The organism is Agathobaculum sp. LCP25S3_E8 (genome assembly GCF_052117165.1).
Taxonomy (GTDB): Bacteria; Bacillota; Clostridia; order Oscillospirales; family Butyricicoccaceae; genus Agathobaculum.
Genome location: NZ_JBQKJR010000008.1, coordinates 52,058 through 68,107 on the forward strand (window position 1 = coordinate 52,058; position 16,050 = coordinate 68,107).

The following is a 16,050-nucleotide window of genomic DNA, read 5'->3' on the forward strand; positions in this document are numbered from 1 at the left end:
ATATTTTTCTGTTTTCCGTTATAATACGCGGTTCATGATAATCTTGGCAATAAACGCAAGCACAAAAGCCAGCATACCCGGATTGCGCACGAGCAACCACAGGTCATACAAACCAGCGCTTTTTTCAAAATGAGGAATGCAGCCTCTGGTCAGCAGATTTTCCAGCTGGCGCAGCGTCAAATAGAGAAACAGCAACAGCACCAGTGCATTAATTGCCGCAAAATAGCTCCATATGCCGAAAGCTGCATAAGTATCTGTAATCCAAAGCACAAACATATAGTGCAGATTATTGACGCCGTGCGCCAAAACCGCAGGCCATACGCTGCCGGATACAAAAGTCAGATACGCATAAGCGATACCGGCCAGAAACGGCCCTGCAAAGTTCATCATACTGCCGTGCAGCATGGCAAACACTAAGCCGCTGAACAGCAGGCACGCCGAAGTGCCGACGATTTCCTCATGAACAGTAAGCAACGCACCGCGCAGATATACTTCTTCCACCACTGCCGAAAGCACAACAATGACGGCAAACCGAACAGCCATACTCAGCCCCGACTGCGGCGCGTCCAATGCAATGGCTGTCAAATCCGCGCCGACCAAACCCGCCAAATGATAAATCAACAAATTCAGGAACAGCGAAAGCACCGCTACCGTAACGCCGAGCCGAACCGTCAGCCCCAGCACACCCTTGCGCAGACGCCGCGGCTGCAATCGCTTGCGCAGCTTTTTCTGATCCCGCATGGAGAAAACCAGCATAACCAGCGGCAGCGCAAACGAAATAAATTCCGCCAGTGCAAGCAACGGTGCACCGCCGCCAAAGCGGGACGCCAGCTTTCCGGTACCCGTCAGCAGGCAGAAGCACAAAAACAGCGAAAGGCCGGGCAGCAGCGCAATTTTGTTATTCTTCATCCGTGCGCAGCACCTGCCTTTCCGTAATAATCCAGCGGCATCGTTGGTCTAACGCTGTGTGCGGTAAACGTTCCACCAACCGCTGTTCAGCGCAAAGCGCCATGCGGACGGCCCGCGTCCGGCAAAGAAAGCGGTCATAGTATCCGCCGCCATATCCCAGACGATACCCCTGCCGGTCACAGGCAAGCGCCGGAACCAGCACCAGTTCTATCTCCTCCGGCGGTATTTCCCGCGCGGAGGCATCTGGTTCATCGATACCATATGCACCCGGTTGCAGATCATCAAGCGAAGTAATCTGCCGCGCGGTCATTTCGCCCGCCGATCCGCAAAGCGGAACACAGACAATTTTCCCTGCGGCCAGCGCCGCGCGCAGCAGCGCACGGGTGTCAATCTCCTGCGGAGTAGACACATAGGCAAAAACGCAGCCTGCGCGACGATAGCTTTCATGCTCCAACACATGACTGGCGATTTGTCTGTTCATGGACTGTTTCTCCGCCGCATTTTGCGCGGCACGTTCGGAAAGAAATTGATGACGCAGTGTTTTCTTATCGCTCAACATGGTGCACAACTTCAGTGGCAATCCGGCGTGCCTGCTCTTCACCGCGCAGCGCAGATACCAGCGCACAGCCGAAATCCAGTGCGCCGCCCACACCGCAGGCGGTGATAATGCGGCCATCCACCACGCAGGTGCGCTTGAGCGGAGTTGCGCCCGTCATGCCATCCTCCATGCCTGGATAGCAGGTCGCCTTGCGACCCTTGAGCAACCCCATGCCGCCCAAAATGATAGAAGGCGCAGCGCAGATGGCAGCCACATACTTGCCTTCGTCATAGCACTTGCGCACCGCACTGGTGACACGCTCGTCCGCGTATAGATTTTTCGTGCCCGGCATACCGCCCGGCAGCACCACCATATCCGCTTTGTCCCAGTCCACCTGATCCATAGGCAGCTCGGTCTGAATACCGATGCCATGCGAGCCGTGCACCAACTCGCCCGTCACGCCAACCAGTTTGACCTCCACGCCTGCACGACGCAGCAAATCAATCGGCGTAATCGCTTCCGTCTCCTCAAATCCCTCTGCTAACAGTACATATACCATGTTTTGTCACACCTTTCAGTTCAGCATTAAATTCATATATCCGCGGGTATCCTCCCGCTCCTCATACCATTTGATACAGCCGAGCGCTGTCTGCGCGCCGCGGCCGGTCACCGTGCATTGTTCCAGTCCCAGCGCTGCAAGCAGTCCCTGCTCACGCGCAGGTGTTAAACCAAATGCCTCCTGCACGGTATCCGCCCAGCAAAAGGCATACGCCGCAAGCGTGTCGCCTGAAAACCAGCCAAGTACGCCTGCGCCCAGCGCATCAAACATGGCAAGCTGCGCCTGCCAATACGTCTCATCGCGCACAATACGGCAATCCGGCGCCAGACAATCATACAGCGCCGCTATCTGCGGCACATCGGCCTGCGTCAGCCGCCGCGGTACTTCGCCGTCCGCTGTTCGCGCAATGCTTCGCTTTTCCACATCAAAAAACGGCATATACCCGAATGGACGATAAAAATCAAACAGCCACGGCTCAGCCGGAATCAGCATGGAAGCCGCCCTGCCCTGTTCGCGGTCCATCGCAAAGGATGCTTCGAGCAGGCGCGCCATATGGCCTTTGCGGCGATGCGTCGGGTCGGTGCATGCGCCGTAAATATAGGTGATTTCTTTCTCCTCACCACCGGTCAGCAGCCGGTACGGCAGCATCTGTACCATTGCGCACAGTGTCCCCTGCTCTTCGCTGAGCAGTACCGTGCCACAATCAAAGAAATGTGCAAAAAAATAATCGTTAAAGCCGCCCTCGTCCGGAAAGCAGGTTTCCCACAATTGCCGGATGCGCGGCACATCCTGCGGTTGCGCCCGCCGGATCATGCCTGCGACTCCTTCGGCACTGCGGTGTATTTTACACCGCGCATAACCGGATAATACGACTTTTTCGCCTTGCGCAAACCTTCCAGGCCGAGGTCTTCCTCTCTGTTGACGTACTGTACATCGCCGCAGTTCCGCAAAACGAACTGTTGATTAATCATCTGATAGGCACCGGGGATGGTGTGATCGGCTTTTTCAATCTGAACCACATACATGTCCGGCTCGGCTTTGCAGCCAAAGGTAAAGGCGATCACCTCGCCGTCCAGCCGCAGGAGGCCGCCCCGCAGGTCGAGCGCGTCAAAATTATGCAGCGCCTGCACAATTGCGCATGTCTCTCCTTGAAAATCGCGGCTCTGCGCGCAGCCATTCTGGTTGCACCAGCGGATGTGATAGCCGAATGCATCCTTGATGTTGTCGCGCGTCATATCCTCATAGCTCCAGCGGCCTTCATATGCCGCCCGGAACCGATTGACCAGATTGCGTTTGCTTTGCAGCTTCTTGCCCGACAGTGTGCGCAGCTTTTCCGACAGATAAATATAGTCGTCGCCGTCCTCGTTGTCATGTGAAAAGACAAATTTGCCCGGCCGCGCCGCCTCAATCCGATCGATCATCGGCTCTGCCACCGATACCACTACAAACGGAATACCACGCTCAGCGGCATCCTGCTCCAGCGCATCCAGTGCATCGCCCAGATCGCCCTCGCCCACCGGAGCGAGATAGCAGTCGTGTCCGCCGTCCAGCGGCGTCATCTTGACCAGCAGGAAGCCGTCCCGAAAGCAAATCTGTGTGTTATAGTGACTGCGCCACATGAATAAATCGACGAAACAGCGCTCACACAAATGATAATAATAGTGAGAACCGCATGCTTCTACCGCCTGCTTGTCCTCCAATGTGATTTCTCGAAATGGTAACATAAACAATCCTTTTCCTTCAATTTTCGCGGCAATCCCCCATTGCCCGCATCTGGTTTTCCGCATCGCTTGGATTTTCTTTCCGTCCTACAGTCCCATTTTCTCCATGTTTTCCGGGTTTTATCGCAAAACGCCGGGTTATCCCATCCTCTGTTTTATTTGCGTTTGCCGCCGAACAGCCGTTCACGGATAACGATCAGCAGGAATTTGGGCAGCTTCATCATGCGTCCGATGCGGCCCGGCTGACAAAGCAGACGATAAAACCATTCAAGGCCCAGCTTGATGAAAATTTTCGGCGCACGCTTGGACACGCCTGCAAACACATCCAGCGATCCGCCCAAGCCGCAAAACAAAGTTGCATGGATTTCATCCATATAATTCGACATGAACCGTTCCTGCTTGGGCGCGCCAAGGCAGACAAACACCACGTCCGCACCGCCGCAGGCGTTAATGGCATCTACCGCCGCCTGAGGCTCCTTGAAGTAACCGTCATGCGTACCAGCCAGCACCAGCCCAGGATATTTTTTACACAGATTCTCTCCGGCTTTTTCCGCAATTCCCAGCTTTGCTCCCAGCAGGAACAACCGCATGCCCTCCTTGGCCATTGCGGCAATCAGCTGCTCGGCAAACTCAACGCCGGGCACTCTGCCGCACAGCTCCTCACCGAGAATTTTCGCCGCATAAATGATGCCGATCCCATCCGGCAGCACCAGTGCCGCACGGTTGACAATGCCCATATATTCCCTGTCTCTGCGGCAAAGATCGACGATCTCCGGGTTTGGCGTTACTACATAGCCTTTCTGCCTTGCGCGGATACGGCTCATTGCCACATCAACAGCCTGCTGCATTGTCACAGCATGGAAATGCACGCCCAAAATTGAAGCGGTTTTCATTTTCTATCTCCTGCATTCTTTATTTTCATAATAAAACAGTGGGTATTCAAAATCTATCTTATTATACAGCAGTCTCTGCAAAATCTCAAGTCTCAGTACAGCAAATCTCTTTTTGGCACAAATAAAGGTAAGAACTCCTATATTTCGCCCGACTTTTTGCCCATTTATTCCTTTTCATCCGCATCTTTACGACAAGCGCACCATCTGCCCGCACTCCATGAAAAAGAAAGAAAAAGGACACAGCCGTTTGCCGTGTCCTTTTTTTCAATATTAAATCTGTGCGCGGATAAGTTCACCCATTTCGCTGGTGGAAAGCACTTTTTCTCCCTTGGCAGCGATGTCCGCAGTGCGATGACCCGCATCGAGCACATTTTCGACCGCGTTCTCAATTGCATCCGCCTCATCCTTTAAGCCAAAGGAATAGCGCAGCATCATTGCACAGGACAGGATGGTTGCAATCGGGTTGGCGATACCCTTGCCGGCGATATCGGGTGCGGAGCCGTGAATCGGCTCATACATCCCCTTACCGGTCTCATTCATCGAAGCCGAGGGCAGCATGCCAATCGACCCGGTAATCATGGAAGCCTCGTCCGACAGGATATCACCGAACAGGTTGCCGGTCACAATCACGTCGAACTGGCCCGGGTTGCGTACGAGCTGCATCGCGCAGTTGTCCACATACATATCCGAGTATTCGACTTCGGGATATTCGTCCTTAATGCGGTGCATGGTTTCGCGCCAGACGCGGCTGGTTTCCAGCACATTCGCCTTATCGACCGAGCAGACCTTCTTATTCCGCTTCATCGCCATCTCAAAAGCGCGGCGGCTGATGCGCTCAATTTCATAAACCGAATAGTTCATGTCGTCCGCGCCGACCTCGCCCCAGCCCTTTTCGCTTTCACGGCGGTAATGCTTACCGAAGTACACGTCGCCGGTCAACTCGCGGCAAACGAGAATATCAAAGCCGTCCCCGATGATTTCGGGCTTAATCGGGCACGCATCCGACAGCGCTTTGTGCATCTGCGCAGGACGCAGGTTCACGAACAGGCCGAGCGCCGAGCGCAGGCCGAGCAGCGCCTTTTCCGGGCGCTTTTCCGAGGGAACTTCATCCCACTTCGGGCCGCCCACCGCGCCGAGCAGCACGGAATCCGCGTTTTTGCAGATTGCAATGGTTTCCTCGGTCAGCGGGATGCCGTTGGCATCAATCGAACAGCCGCCCGCGAGCACCTCGGTGTAGTTGAACTGATGGCCGAACTTCTCGCCGACCTTATCAAGCACCTTCACCGCCTCGGTGACGATTTCCGGACCGATACCGTCGCCCTTAACAACCGCAATATTGTACTGCATCGCTTATTCCCCTCTTTCCTTGAGCGACTTGAGCAAACCGCCCGCCTTGATAATGCTCTGGATAAACGGCGGGAAAGCGGCCGCCTGATAGCTTTCGCCCTTGGTCTCGTTGGTGATAACGCCGGTGTCAAAGTTGACCGAAACCGTGTCGCCATCATCAATGCCGTTTGCCGCTGCCTCGCACTCCAAAATCGGCAGGCCGATGTTGATGGCGTTGCGGTAGAAGATACGCGCAAACGACGCGGCAATCACGCAGGAAACGCCGTTTTCTTTGAGCACCAGCGGCGCATGTTCGCGCGACGAGCCGCAGCCGAAGTTGCGCGTTGCCACGACGATGTCGCCCGGCTGCATCTTTTTGACGAAGTCCGCGTCGATGTCCTCCATCGCATGGGTCGCTAATTCCTTGGGGTCTGCAATATTTAAGTAACGTGCGGGAATAATAACGTCGGTATCGACGTTATCCCCGTATTTGAAAACTCTGCCTTTTGCGTTCATTGTGCTGTTTCCTCCCTTACTTCAGGTCGTCAGGCGCGCAGATATAGCCCGCAACAGCACTTGCCGCCGCGACCGCCGGGCTCGCCAGATAGATTTCCGAGGTAATATGGCCCATACGGCCGACAAAGTTACGGTTCGTGGTCGAAACCGACTTTTCGCCGTGCGCCAGAATACCCATATGACCGCCCAGGCATGGGCCGCAGGTCGGAGTGGAAACGATAGCACCCGCTTGAACGAATATCTTAGCGAGGCCCTCCTCGATGCACTGGAGATAAACCTCCTGTGTAGCGGGAATAATGATGGTGCGCACGTTCGGGTTGACATGACGGCCCTTGAGAATCTCCGCTGCAACGCGCATATCGTCGATGCGACCGTTGGTGCACGAGCCGATGACCGACTGCTGAATCTCGATATGTCCCAGCTCGTCAATTGTTTTAGTGTTTTCCGGCAGATGCGGGCAGGCAATCGTCGGACGAAGCGCAGACAGGTCAATTTCAATGACCTGCTCATACTCCGCGTCCTCGTCGGCCTCGAATACCGTGATATCACGGTTTACACGGTCCTTGATGTACGCCATGGTCTTGTCGTCGACCGGGAAAATGCCGTTTTTCGCACCTGCTTCAATCGCCATGTTGCAAATAGTGAAGCGGTCATCCATCGAGAGAGACGAGACACCCTCGCCGACAAATTCCATCGACTTGTACAGCGCGCCGTCCACGCCAATTTGACCGATGATATGCAGGATGACATCCTTGCCGGACACCCACGGGCTGAGTTTACCGGTCAGCACAAACTTGATTGCACTGGGCACCTTAAACCACGCTTTGCCCGTCGCCATGCCGGCCGCGAGGTCGGTCGAGCCGACGCCGGTCGAGAACGCGCCGAGCGCGCCGTAGGTGCAGGTGTGGCTGTCCGCGCCAATAATCAACTCACCCGGAGCGGTCAGACCTTTTTCGGGCAGCAGCGCATGCTCGATGCCCATGCTGCCGACGTCAAAAAAGTTGACAATGCCGTGTTTCTTGGAAAACTCACGGCAAGTCAGGCACTGCTCGGCGGATTTGATATCTTTATTCGGCGCAAAATGGTCCATGACGAGTGCGATTTTGGTGTTGTCGAACACTTTATCAAAGCCCGCCTTTTCCATCTCACGAATCGCAACCGGACCGGTGATGTCGTTGGCGAGCGTCAAATCAACATTCGCCTCAATCAGCTGTCCGGCGCAAACGCTGTCCAGTCCCGCGTGCTTTGCGAGGATTTTTTGCGTCATTGTCATACCCATAACGGTTGTTTCCTCCTGCCCTCAGTCAATGAAATACTTGTTGATGCCGTTGATGTAGGCCTTAATAGATGCCTCGATAACATCGGTCGATACGCCGCGGCCGGTGACAATCTCGCTGCCGTCGATGCTGATCTTAACGATCGCTTCCGCCTGCGCGTCCTCGCCGTCGGTCATGGAGCGCAGCGTGTAATCCTCCAGCTCCACATCCTTGCCGACAATTTTATTGATAGCGCGGAATGCGGCGTTGATCGGGCCGTCGGAAACCGCGGCGCGCTCGAATGTCTCGTCACCCTTCTTAACACGAATAACCGCCGTCGAGGTAATAGTATTGCCGGAATTGATGACAAAGCGGTCCAGCGTATAGCGCTCCTCGCCGGAAACCGGCACCGCGCCGACCAGTGCTTCCAGATCGCGATCCTTAATGACCTTTTTCTTGTCAGCCAGCGCCTTGAACTTTTCAAAGGTCTTGTCAAGTTTTTCATTATCCAGCGTATAACCCAGCTCACGCAGACGCTCTTCAAACGCATGGCGGCCGGAATGCTTGCCCAGCACAATGGCATTCTTCGGAATGCCAACCGATTCGGGCGTCATGATCTCATAAGTCTCCTTGTTGGCCATCACGCCGTGCTGATGAATGCCTGCCTCATGCGCAAAGGCATTGGCGCCGACAATCGGCTTGGTGGGCGCGACCGAAACACCGGTGATCGTCTGAATCATGCGGCTTGCACGATAGATCTGATGGGTGTCGATGTTACACTGCACGCCGAACAGATCCTTACGGGTGTTGAGCGCCATAACGCACTCTTCCATCGAGGCGTTACCCGCACGCTCACCAATACCGTTTATCGTGCATTCGATCTGATTAATACCCGCTTCCACACCGGCCAGAGAGTTTGCTACCGCCATGCCGAGATCGTTATGCATATGGCAGGAAAGAATGACGTTCTCGATACCCTCCGTATGCTCGCACAGATAGCGGATGCGGGCCGCATACTCCTCGGGAACCATATAACCAACCGTGTCCGGAATGTTCAGCGTCGTTGCACCGGCCTTGATAGCGGCCTCAAACACGCGGCACAGAAAGTCCATATCCGAGCGGCAGGCATCCTCGGCGGAGAACTCTACATCCTCGCAGTACTTCTTCGCGTATGCCACATTGTGCGCCACCGATTCAATAACCTCATCGGGCGTCATCTTCAGTTTGTATTCCATGTGCACCGGGGAAGTGGCAAGGAAAGTATGGATGCGAGCGGAGTCCGCACGGCGAATGGAATTCCAAGCCGCGTCGATATCTTTTTCCACACAGCGCGCCAACGAACAGATGGTCGAGCCATGCACAATATCTGCAATCGCTGCAATTGCCGCCGCATCGCCGGGCGAGGAGGCCGCAAAACCTGCTTCAATAATATCTACCTTCAAAGCCTCCAGCTGCTTGGCAACCTCGATTTTTTCGTTCAGGTTCATGCTGCAGCCGGGAGACTGCTCACCGTCACGCAGCGTCGTGTCAAAAATTCGGATGGTTCTTGCCATGTTCTTGTCCTCACTTTCTTGTCTTTTGGTGTACAGGGACAAAAAAAGCTTCGTCCCTTAATTAAAATTAAGAGACGAAGCATTACTCCGCGGTACCACTCTTGTTGCCGCACAAAATACGGCCACTCAGCGCGCATCAAACAATACGCCGCCCCTGTAACGGTGGGCATCCGTTCCCTCCTACCGGCCGGATGGCTTTCAGCGGACCGCTCCCGGGCGAGTTTCACCGTTTCCTGACGCTGTCTTACACCAACCGACAGCTCTCTGTGGACAGGGATGCGATTACTTTACCCGTTCATCACCTTTTGCAATATGTTATTATATTAGCCTTTGGCTGCACGATTGTCAAGGGGTATTTTAATTTTTTCCTTACAAGGCTGTCGACTTGCGAAGATTGCAGCAATCTGGTATAGTAATAGCTATACTGCAAAAAAAGAGGAGAAAAAATACGTGAAACAACTGGGATTGCTTATTCGTTTGATTGTCGGCATCATCGCCGGAACACTGATCGGCCTGTGTGGTGGCTGGTTCGGCATTGCGGACTCCACTGCATTTATTGCCGTCGTGCGCTTATTTGCCACGTTTACGTCTCTGTTCTCCACCTTCCTGTCCTTTATGATTCCGCTGATCATCCTCTCGTTTATCACAGTGGGCATGGCGGAGCTGGGTAAGAAGGCCAATCGCCTGTTTGGCATTACGCTGCTGCTGGCCTACGGCACCACGGTTATCTCCGGTTTTCTTACTTTTCTTATTGGCAAGGCGGTACTGCCTTCACTCATCCAGCCCATTACGGGCGACGTGCTGGAAAGCAACGCCTTCCAGCCGTTTTTCACCATTGAGATCCAGCCAATTTTCGGCGTAATGACCGCGCTGGTACTTTCATTTGTACTTGGTATCGGCATGGCAAACCTGCGCGGCTCCTCCCTGCTGGACGTGTGCCGGGACCTGCAGCGAATTGTTTCCGGCGTACTCAAGCGCATCATTATCCCGCTGATTCCGGTTCATATTGCAGGTCTGTTCTGCAACATCGCCGCAGAAGGCCGTCTGTTTGCCACCATTAAGATGTTTGCCTCTCTGTATGGCATCATTATTGTGCTGCAGCTGCTGTATATTTTCTCGCAGTTCGGACTGGCCAGCGTGGTCTGCCGCAAAAACCACTTCAAAAGCATAAAAAATGTTGTGCCCGCCTATTTTACTGCGCTGGGTACCCAGTCCTCCGCCTCCACAATTCCGGTAGCGCTGGGCTGTGCCTATAACAACAATGTCAATGAGGATGTCGCAGATTTCGTTGTGCCGCTTTGCGCAACCATCAACCTAAATGGCGACACCATTTGTCTGGTGCTCGGCTCGATGGGTATTATGATTGCCAGCGGCCTGACGCCCACCATTGCCATGTTTGCCCCCTTCATTATGATGCTTGGCGTGACCATGGTTGCCGCACCGGGCGTACCCGGCGGCGGCGTGATGGCGGCGCTCGGCCTCATCACCTCCATGCTCGGTTTCACCGATCCCATGCAGCAGCTGATCATTGCACTGCACTTCTCTCAGGATAGCTTCGGCACAGCGACCAATGTAACGGGCGATCAGGCGATTGCGCTGATCGTCGACCGGATTGATCGCGCAGACAGCGAGAAAACTGCTTACTGATTGACAGAAAGGAGCGCCTGCCTTGGAGGTACTGCTTGACATCATCCGATCGTTTGACTTTGATATTCTGTATGAAATTTCCACTCATTTGCGCGGCGGCATTTCCGACACATTCTGGAAGTTCTTTTCGCTGATAGGCAATGCCGGCGCTGTTTGGATTGTGCTGGCCATCGCCTTGCTGTGCTTTCGCAAAACGCGGCGCGCAGGCGCCGCGATGCTGGTGGCACTGCTCATCGGCGTGCTCATCGGTAATGTATGGCTCAAGGAATGGATCATGCGTCCCCGTCCCTTTGTGACGCATCCGGAGCTGACCGCCCTGCTTGATCCGGGAGACCAGTGGTCCTTTCCATCCGGTCATACCCTGTCCTCTTTTGCGGCGGCAACAGCCTTATGCTTTTTTCACCGCAAATCCGGTGTGTTTGCCTACATCTTGGCAGCGCTGATTGCTTTCTCCCGACTCTATGCCAGCGTGCATTATCCCACGGATGTGCTGGCCGGTGTGCTGCTGGGTATTCTGTGCGGCCTTGTCGGCGCATGGCTGACCGATCGCATCACAGACCGCATTCATACCATCCGGTTGAGAAAGGGTGCCTGAATGAATCAGTATAAGCGACTTTTAAGCAACACCTTTATCTTTGCAATCGGCACGTTCAGCTCTAAAATTCTTGTCATCCTCATGCTGCGTTTCTACACCGGCATGATGACTACGGATGAGATGGGCGTTGCCGATTTGATTGTCAAGACCACCAGCATTCTTTATCCGGTCGTTTCGCTTTCCATCGGACAGGCGATCATCCGTTACGGTTTGGAGCGCCGCCGCCGTAAGAGCGACGTATTCACCATTGGTCTTGCAACCATCCTGTGCGGCTTTATCATTGCGCTGCCATTCCACCCACTGCTCGGCCTTATCCACTACAACACTTCGACCGGCGCTTCCGGCTCGCTGCTGGAATATCAGTGGCTCATCTATCTGTATGTGCTGACCTCCTGCACGCAAAATGCTTGCAGCCAATTCATCCGGGCACTGGGCTATGTACGGCTGTACGCCGTTGACGGTATTTTCCGTACCCTTGTCACCATCCTACTCAACATTCTCTATCTGACGGTATTCAAATGGAATATCTTCGGCTATGTGTTCTCCATCATCTGCGCGGACGCGCTTTCCACCGTCTGTCTGTTCCTGCTTGCCAGTCTATGGAAATATATCCGGCTGCGCAAACCCAACTTCTACTTGTGGCGCAGCATGCTGGCCTATTCGCTGCCGCTCGTGCCGGACGCGATTCTAGTCTATATTATTGGCTTTTCCGATCAGGCATTCCTTGCATCCATGCAGGATACCTCAGTCAGCGCTATTTACTCCATCGCCTATCGCGTTCCAACGCTGATCGCGCTGGTTGCTTCGATTTTCGTCGATGCATGGCAAATTTCCATCGTCAACAACAACTCGCGCGAGGAGCAAATTCAGTTTTTCTCCAACGTCGGCAACACGTACAGCTCAATTGTGTTCATTATTGCGTCAGGCGGCATCATGTGCGCCAAGCTCGCCATCACGGTATTGGCCGTGCCCAGCTACTATATCGGCTGGACCTTCATTCCGTTGCTTGCAGTCGGCGCGGGCTTTAACTGCCTTTCAAGTTTCCAGAAGAGCGTATACCTGCTGGAAAAACGTACGGTTCCCTCGTTCCTGTCCACTGCGTTCTCCGCAGTTGTCAACATCACGCTCAACGCGCTGCTCATCCCGCGCTACGGCGGCATGGGCGCGGCGACAGCAACGCTCATCAGCTATGTCATCCTGTTCCTGTACCGTGCGGTGGACAGCCGCCGCTTCATGCCGGTGCGCTGGAATAAAAGGCGGCTGGGCATCACCGTGTTTCTACTGTGCGTGCAGGGCGCTTTGATGTTGCTCGAGCCGCCGCTTTGGCTGCTGTGGCAGCTGCTGCTGTTCTTCGTTGTGTTCCTGCTCAACTGCCGCGAACTGCTGGTCGGTGTCAAAAAGCTGCTGCACCGCGCATAAACAATTTCACACCAAAAGAAAACGCCGGACTCTCGTCCGGCGTTATTTTTTCAAATGGAAAAATCCAATGCTTTGCCGCGGTTGACCAATTCCTCAAGCGTAACCGAATCCACATACCGATTGACCACATCATATAAGCCACGCCAAAAGTCCAGTGTAATGCATTCCTGTGCACGCGTACACTCAACCGGATCATGTTCCAGACACGCTACCGGCACCAGCGTACCTTCTGTAATACGCAAAATATCCCCAACGGTATATTCCGACGGATGCCGTGCTAACTGGTATCCGCCTTGCGCGCCGCGTGTGGATGTAACAAAACCCGCACGCGACAACTGAACGACAATCTGTTCCAGATATTTAGCCGATATTTCCTGCCTTTTGGAAATATCCCGCAACGGGATGTAGCCGGCAGCATCATGCTGTGCCAGATCGATCATCAGACGAAGCGCATATCTTCCCTTTGTCGAAATCTTCATATGCATACCCCTTTGCAACATTATTCCTCAAAAAGCCGCCACTTTTCTGCATCCGCCGCATATTATTCCCGCCGCAAACGCGCAATCACATCTGCAATATGCTGGCTGGCCTGCTCCACTTCCCATTTCAGTTCTGTGGCGGAAATGCGCTCCGCACCGTGTCCCAGAATAATCATCTGTTCCATGCCGTCCGATGTGGCAACGCGCACACGGTGCGTGCGGGAGAGGTCGTAGGATGCCTGTTCAATATACATGTCCGCCGTTTCCGCCTCTTTGGTGTAAACGATATGCAGACCATGCCGTTTTTCAATCGACCCCATTCCCCCTTTGACCTTGTATGCATCAAACACCACAATCAAATGGCACTTGCGCACACTTTGATAATTGCTCAATACATTCACCAGCGCTTCGCGTGCCGCATTGATATCCGCAGCCGCCATGCTGCGCAATTCGTCCCATGCAAAAATAATATTATACCCGTCGACCAGCAGATAGTCATCCGCACGAATGCGGGTAACATACAGCTGCTCGATTGTCTCCGCCTTTTTGCGGCTCTGCCGAAAGGCTTCAAAGCCGCGGTCACGAATCGGACCGTAGGTGCGCTCAAACAGAGCACGCAGCTCTTTATCGTCATCCAAGCCGGATGACGCCGCCGTACGGCGCACGGGCTGAACCGTCGGCTCTTCTTCCTCCGGCTGCAAACACACGCCTGCATCCATATGCGCATGTGCGCGCACCTCGTCCCACTTAACGACATAGCCCGCGCCATGCGAACAAAAGACAGAATCCGAGGAATTTTCGGTATCGTGCTCCGGCTCATAGCCGCATTTCTCAATTACCTGCGCGGCATTGTAGCAAGGCGCATAGCCATCCGGCGTGCACACCAGCCGTCCGCGTCCTTTGGTATAGGCCGCCACCTCGGTCCAGTAATTGCGCATCGTGGAGACCGGTGCCGTGCCGGTCAGCAGCACGCCATCCTCCTGCGGCTCGGGCGACTCGAATGTACCCTCCATACGCTGAATATCGTTCATCGCACGGCCCACACATTCTTCCGGCAGCGTCAGTTCAAATGCGTAATATGGTTCGAGCAGCACGCTTTCCGCCTGCATCAGACCGTTGCGCACCGCGCGATAGGTTGCTTCGCGGAAATCACCGCCTTCGGTATGCTTGACATGCGCGCGACCGGTTAGCAGTGTGATTTTCATATCGGTAATCGGCGCGCCGGTCAACACACCGACATGCGTTTTCTCTGCCAGATGCGTCAAAATCAAACGCTGCCAGTTGATATCCAGCGTATCAGCCGGACATGCCGTGGCAAACTGCAAGCCACTGCCACGCTCACCCGGCTCCAGCAGCAGATGTACCTCTGCATAATGGCGCAGCGGCTCAAAATGGCCGATGCCGACCGCAGGCGTAGCAATCGTCTCCTTATAGACGATGCTACCTTCATCAAATGTGACCGCCACGCCAAAGCGTTCCGCAATCACGCGGGTCAGGATTTCCAGCTGCACCTCACCCATGAGCTGCAAATGAATCTCACCCAAACGCTCGTTCCAGACTACGCGCAGCTGCGGGTCCTCTTCTTCCAACTGACGCAGATTCCTCAGCATAGTATGTGCGTCATACGTATCCGGAAACTGCACCCGATAGCCTAATACCGGTTCGAGTACCGGCGGCAGCGCGCCCGCCGCACTGCCCAATCCCATGCCGGGCTTGGTGTGAGTCAAACCGGTCACAGCACAAACCATACCACTTTCCGCCCGCTCGACCGATTGAAATTTTTCGCCCGAATACACACGAATCTGGTTGACCTTTTCCTGCCAGCCGCCGTCTTCTTCGCCGGACAGCAGCGCACGCACCGTGAGCGTGCCACCAGTGATTTTAAGATGTGACAGACGGTTGCCCTGTCCGTCGCGTGTGATTTTGAATACTTGTGCACCGAATACACTATCATACTGTGGCTGCTGCGTATAACGCTCTAGTCCGTCAAGCAGCGTTTCCACGCCCTCCAGCCGCAGCGCAGAACCAAAATAACACGGAAACACCTTGCGAGCGCGAATCAGGGAAGCGATTTCCTCCTGCTCCACGCAGCCTGTTTCCAGATACCGCTCGAGCAGCGTCTCATCACACATGGCGATTTCCTCCGCCATGGTATCCGGCCGGTCAAAGGCAATACATCCATCCCCCATACGTTTTTTCAGCTCTGCCATACGCGCTTCACGCGTGTCCGGATGGATGTCCATTTTATTGATAAAAAGAAAGGTCGGCACATGATGCCGCTCGAGCAACCGCCACAGCGTCTGCGTATGCGCCTGCACACCGTCCGTCCCGCTGACCACCAGAATTGCGTAGTCCAGCACCTGCAGCGTGCGCTCCATTTCCGCAGAAAAATCCACGTGCCCCGGCGTGTCCAGCAGCGTCACCGCAGCCGTTGGCAGCGACAGCTCGGCCTGTTTGGAAAAAACCGTGATGCCACGTTCCCGCTCAATCGCAAACGTATCCAAAAAGGCATTTTGATGGTCTACCCGTCCCAGTTTTTTCACTGCGCCCGTCAGATACAGCAGCGCCTCAGACAGCGTTGTTTTCCCCGCATCCACATGCGCCAGAATACCGATGACAAATCGTTTCATAGCTTCCTT

The 16,050-nt window shown here is 54.5% G+C and carries 15 protein-coding genes and 1 other annotated feature; of the genes, 3 read left to right on the top strand and 12 right to left on the bottom strand.

The window, feature by feature from the left end:
• Positions 1-18: 18 nt before the first annotated feature.
• The 10 genes from ACTQ34_RS04950 to ACTQ34_RS04995 form a co-directional block, all read right to left on the bottom strand.
• Positions 19-909, bottom strand: coding sequence for a CPBP family intramembrane glutamic endopeptidase (locus ACTQ34_RS04950; protein ID WP_441362777.1), 891 nt, complete (start codon positions 907-909; stop codon positions 19-21).
• The gene (locus tag ACTQ34_RS04955) at positions 899-1,468 is read right to left on the bottom strand and encodes a 5-formyltetrahydrofolate cyclo-ligase (RefSeq protein WP_441362805.1); all 570 of its coding nucleotides are present in this window, start codon (positions 1,466-1,468) and stop codon (positions 899-901) included. The genes ACTQ34_RS04950 and ACTQ34_RS04955 overlap by 11 nt, the downstream gene beginning before the upstream one ends.
• The gene (locus ACTQ34_RS04960) at positions 1,455-2,006 is read right to left on the bottom strand and encodes a DJ-1 family glyoxalase III (protein WP_441362778.1); all 552 of its coding nucleotides are present in this window, start codon (positions 2,004-2,006) and stop codon (positions 1,455-1,457) included. The genes ACTQ34_RS04955 and ACTQ34_RS04960 overlap by 14 nt, the downstream gene beginning before the upstream one ends.
• 15 nt (positions 2,007-2,021) lie before the next feature.
• On the bottom strand, positions 2,022-2,819 hold the full coding sequence (locus ACTQ34_RS04965; protein ID WP_441362779.1) for a GNAT family N-acetyltransferase: 798 nt from the start codon (positions 2,817-2,819) through the stop codon (positions 2,022-2,024).
• Positions 2,816-3,730, bottom strand: coding sequence for a DUF2156 domain-containing protein (locus ACTQ34_RS04970; protein ID WP_441362780.1), 915 nt, complete (start codon positions 3,728-3,730; stop codon positions 2,816-2,818). Before ACTQ34_RS04970 ends, ACTQ34_RS04965 begins: the two co-directional genes overlap by 4 nt.
• A 152-nt stretch (positions 3,731-3,882) precedes the next feature.
• Positions 3,883-4,620, bottom strand: a complete 738-nt coding sequence (locus tag ACTQ34_RS04975; protein WP_441362781.1) for a WecB/TagA/CpsF family glycosyltransferase — start codon at positions 4,618-4,620, stop codon at positions 3,883-3,885.
• Positions 4,621-4,890: 270 nt separating this feature from the next.
• Positions 4,891-5,967 carry a 3-isopropylmalate dehydrogenase gene (gene leuB / locus ACTQ34_RS04980; RefSeq protein WP_441362782.1) on the bottom strand — a complete coding sequence of 359 codons (1,077 nt, stop codon included), beginning with the start codon at positions 5,965-5,967 and terminating at the stop codon, positions 4,891-4,893.
• A 3-nt stretch (positions 5,968-5,970) separates the two neighbouring features.
• Positions 5,971-6,462: a 3-isopropylmalate dehydratase small subunit gene (leuD, locus tag ACTQ34_RS04985; protein WP_297275255.1), complete on the bottom strand. Its 492-nt coding sequence runs from the start codon at positions 6,460-6,462 to the stop codon at positions 5,971-5,973.
• Between the two features lie 16 nt (positions 6,463-6,478).
• A complete protein-coding gene (gene leuC / locus ACTQ34_RS04990; protein ID WP_441362783.1) occupies positions 6,479-7,741 on the bottom strand; it encodes a 3-isopropylmalate dehydratase large subunit in 1,263 nt (420 codons plus the stop codon).
• A gap of 21 nt (positions 7,742-7,762) precedes the next feature.
• A complete protein-coding gene (locus tag ACTQ34_RS04995) occupies positions 7,763-9,307 on the bottom strand; it encodes a 2-isopropylmalate synthase (protein ID WP_441362806.1) in 1,545 nt (514 codons plus the stop codon).
• Positions 9,308-9,338: 31 nt separating this feature from the next.
• Positions 9,339-9,579 (bottom strand) — a binding site (T-box leader).
• 142 nt (positions 9,580-9,721) lie between these two features.
• Here ACTQ34_RS04995 and ACTQ34_RS05000 point away from each other — a divergent pair.
• From ACTQ34_RS05000 to ACTQ34_RS05010, 3 genes are read left to right on the top strand one after another with little or no spacing between them, the layout of a single operon-like run.
• Entirely contained in the window at positions 9,722-10,918 is a 1,197-nt protein-coding gene (locus tag ACTQ34_RS05000; RefSeq protein WP_441362784.1) for a dicarboxylate/amino acid:cation symporter, read from the top strand.
• Between the two features lie 22 nt (positions 10,919-10,940).
• Complete coding sequence (locus tag ACTQ34_RS05005; RefSeq protein ID WP_441362785.1) at positions 10,941-11,513, top strand: phosphatase PAP2 family protein; 573 nt, start codon at positions 10,941-10,943, stop codon at positions 11,511-11,513.
• Positions 11,514-12,932: a lipopolysaccharide biosynthesis protein gene (locus ACTQ34_RS05010; RefSeq protein ID WP_441362786.1), complete on the top strand. Its 1,419-nt coding sequence runs from the start codon at positions 11,514-11,516 to the stop codon at positions 12,930-12,932.
• A gap of 50 nt (positions 12,933-12,982) precedes the next feature.
• Here ACTQ34_RS05010 and ACTQ34_RS05015 read toward each other — a convergent pair whose 3' ends face one another.
• Both ACTQ34_RS05015 and ACTQ34_RS05020 read right to left on the bottom strand, forming a co-directional pair.
• Positions 12,983-13,411, bottom strand: coding sequence for an RrF2 family transcriptional regulator (locus ACTQ34_RS05015; protein WP_441362787.1), 429 nt, complete (start codon positions 13,409-13,411; stop codon positions 12,983-12,985).
• Positions 13,412-13,473: 62 nt separating this feature from the next.
• Entirely contained in the window at positions 13,474-16,041 is a 2,568-nt protein-coding gene (locus ACTQ34_RS05020; RefSeq protein WP_441362788.1) for an NYN domain-containing protein, read from the bottom strand.
• Positions 16,042-16,050: the final 9 nt, after the last annotated feature.

What these genes read in the sequence shown, in the direction of transcription:
- ACTQ34_RS04950 (WP_441362777.1), bottom strand. Translation starts at nt 909, where the DNA reads ATGAAGAATAACAAAATTGCGCTGCTGCCCGGCCTTTCGCTGTTTTTG.
- ACTQ34_RS04955 (WP_441362805.1), bottom strand. Translation starts at nt 1,468, where the DNA reads ATGTTGAGCGATAAGAAAACACTGCGTCATCAATTTCTTTCCGAACGT.
- ACTQ34_RS04960 (WP_441362778.1), bottom strand. Translation starts at nt 2,006, where the DNA reads ATGGTATATGTACTGTTAGCAGAGGGATTTGAGGAGACGGAAGCGATT.
- ACTQ34_RS04965 (WP_441362779.1), bottom strand. Translation starts at nt 2,819, where the DNA reads ATGATCCGGCGGGCGCAACCGCAGGATGTGCCGCGCATCCGGCAATTG.
- ACTQ34_RS04970 (WP_441362780.1), bottom strand. Translation starts at nt 3,730, where the DNA reads ATGTTACCATTTCGAGAAATCACATTGGAGGACAAGCAGGCGGTAGAA.
- ACTQ34_RS04975 (WP_441362781.1), bottom strand. Translation starts at nt 4,620, where the DNA reads ATGAAAACCGCTTCAATTTTGGGCGTGCATTTCCATGCTGTGACAATG.
- leuB (WP_441362782.1), bottom strand. Translation starts at nt 5,967, where the DNA reads ATGCAGTACAATATTGCGGTTGTTAAGGGCGACGGTATCGGTCCGGAA.
- leuD (WP_297275255.1), bottom strand. Translation starts at nt 6,462, where the DNA reads ATGAACGCAAAAGGCAGAGTTTTCAAATACGGGGATAACGTCGATACC.
- leuC (WP_441362783.1), bottom strand. Translation starts at nt 7,741, where the DNA reads ATGGGTATGACAATGACGCAAAAAATCCTCGCAAAGCACGCGGGACTG.
- ACTQ34_RS05010 (WP_441362786.1), top strand. Translation starts at nt 11,514, where the DNA reads ATGAATCAGTATAAGCGACTTTTAAGCAACACCTTTATCTTTGCAATC.
- ACTQ34_RS05015 (WP_441362787.1), bottom strand. Translation starts at nt 13,411, where the DNA reads ATGAAGATTTCGACAAAGGGAAGATATGCGCTTCGTCTGATGATCGAT.
- ACTQ34_RS05020 (WP_441362788.1), bottom strand. Translation starts at nt 16,041, where the DNA reads ATGAAACGATTTGTCATCGGTATTCTGGCGCATGTGGATGCGGGGAAA.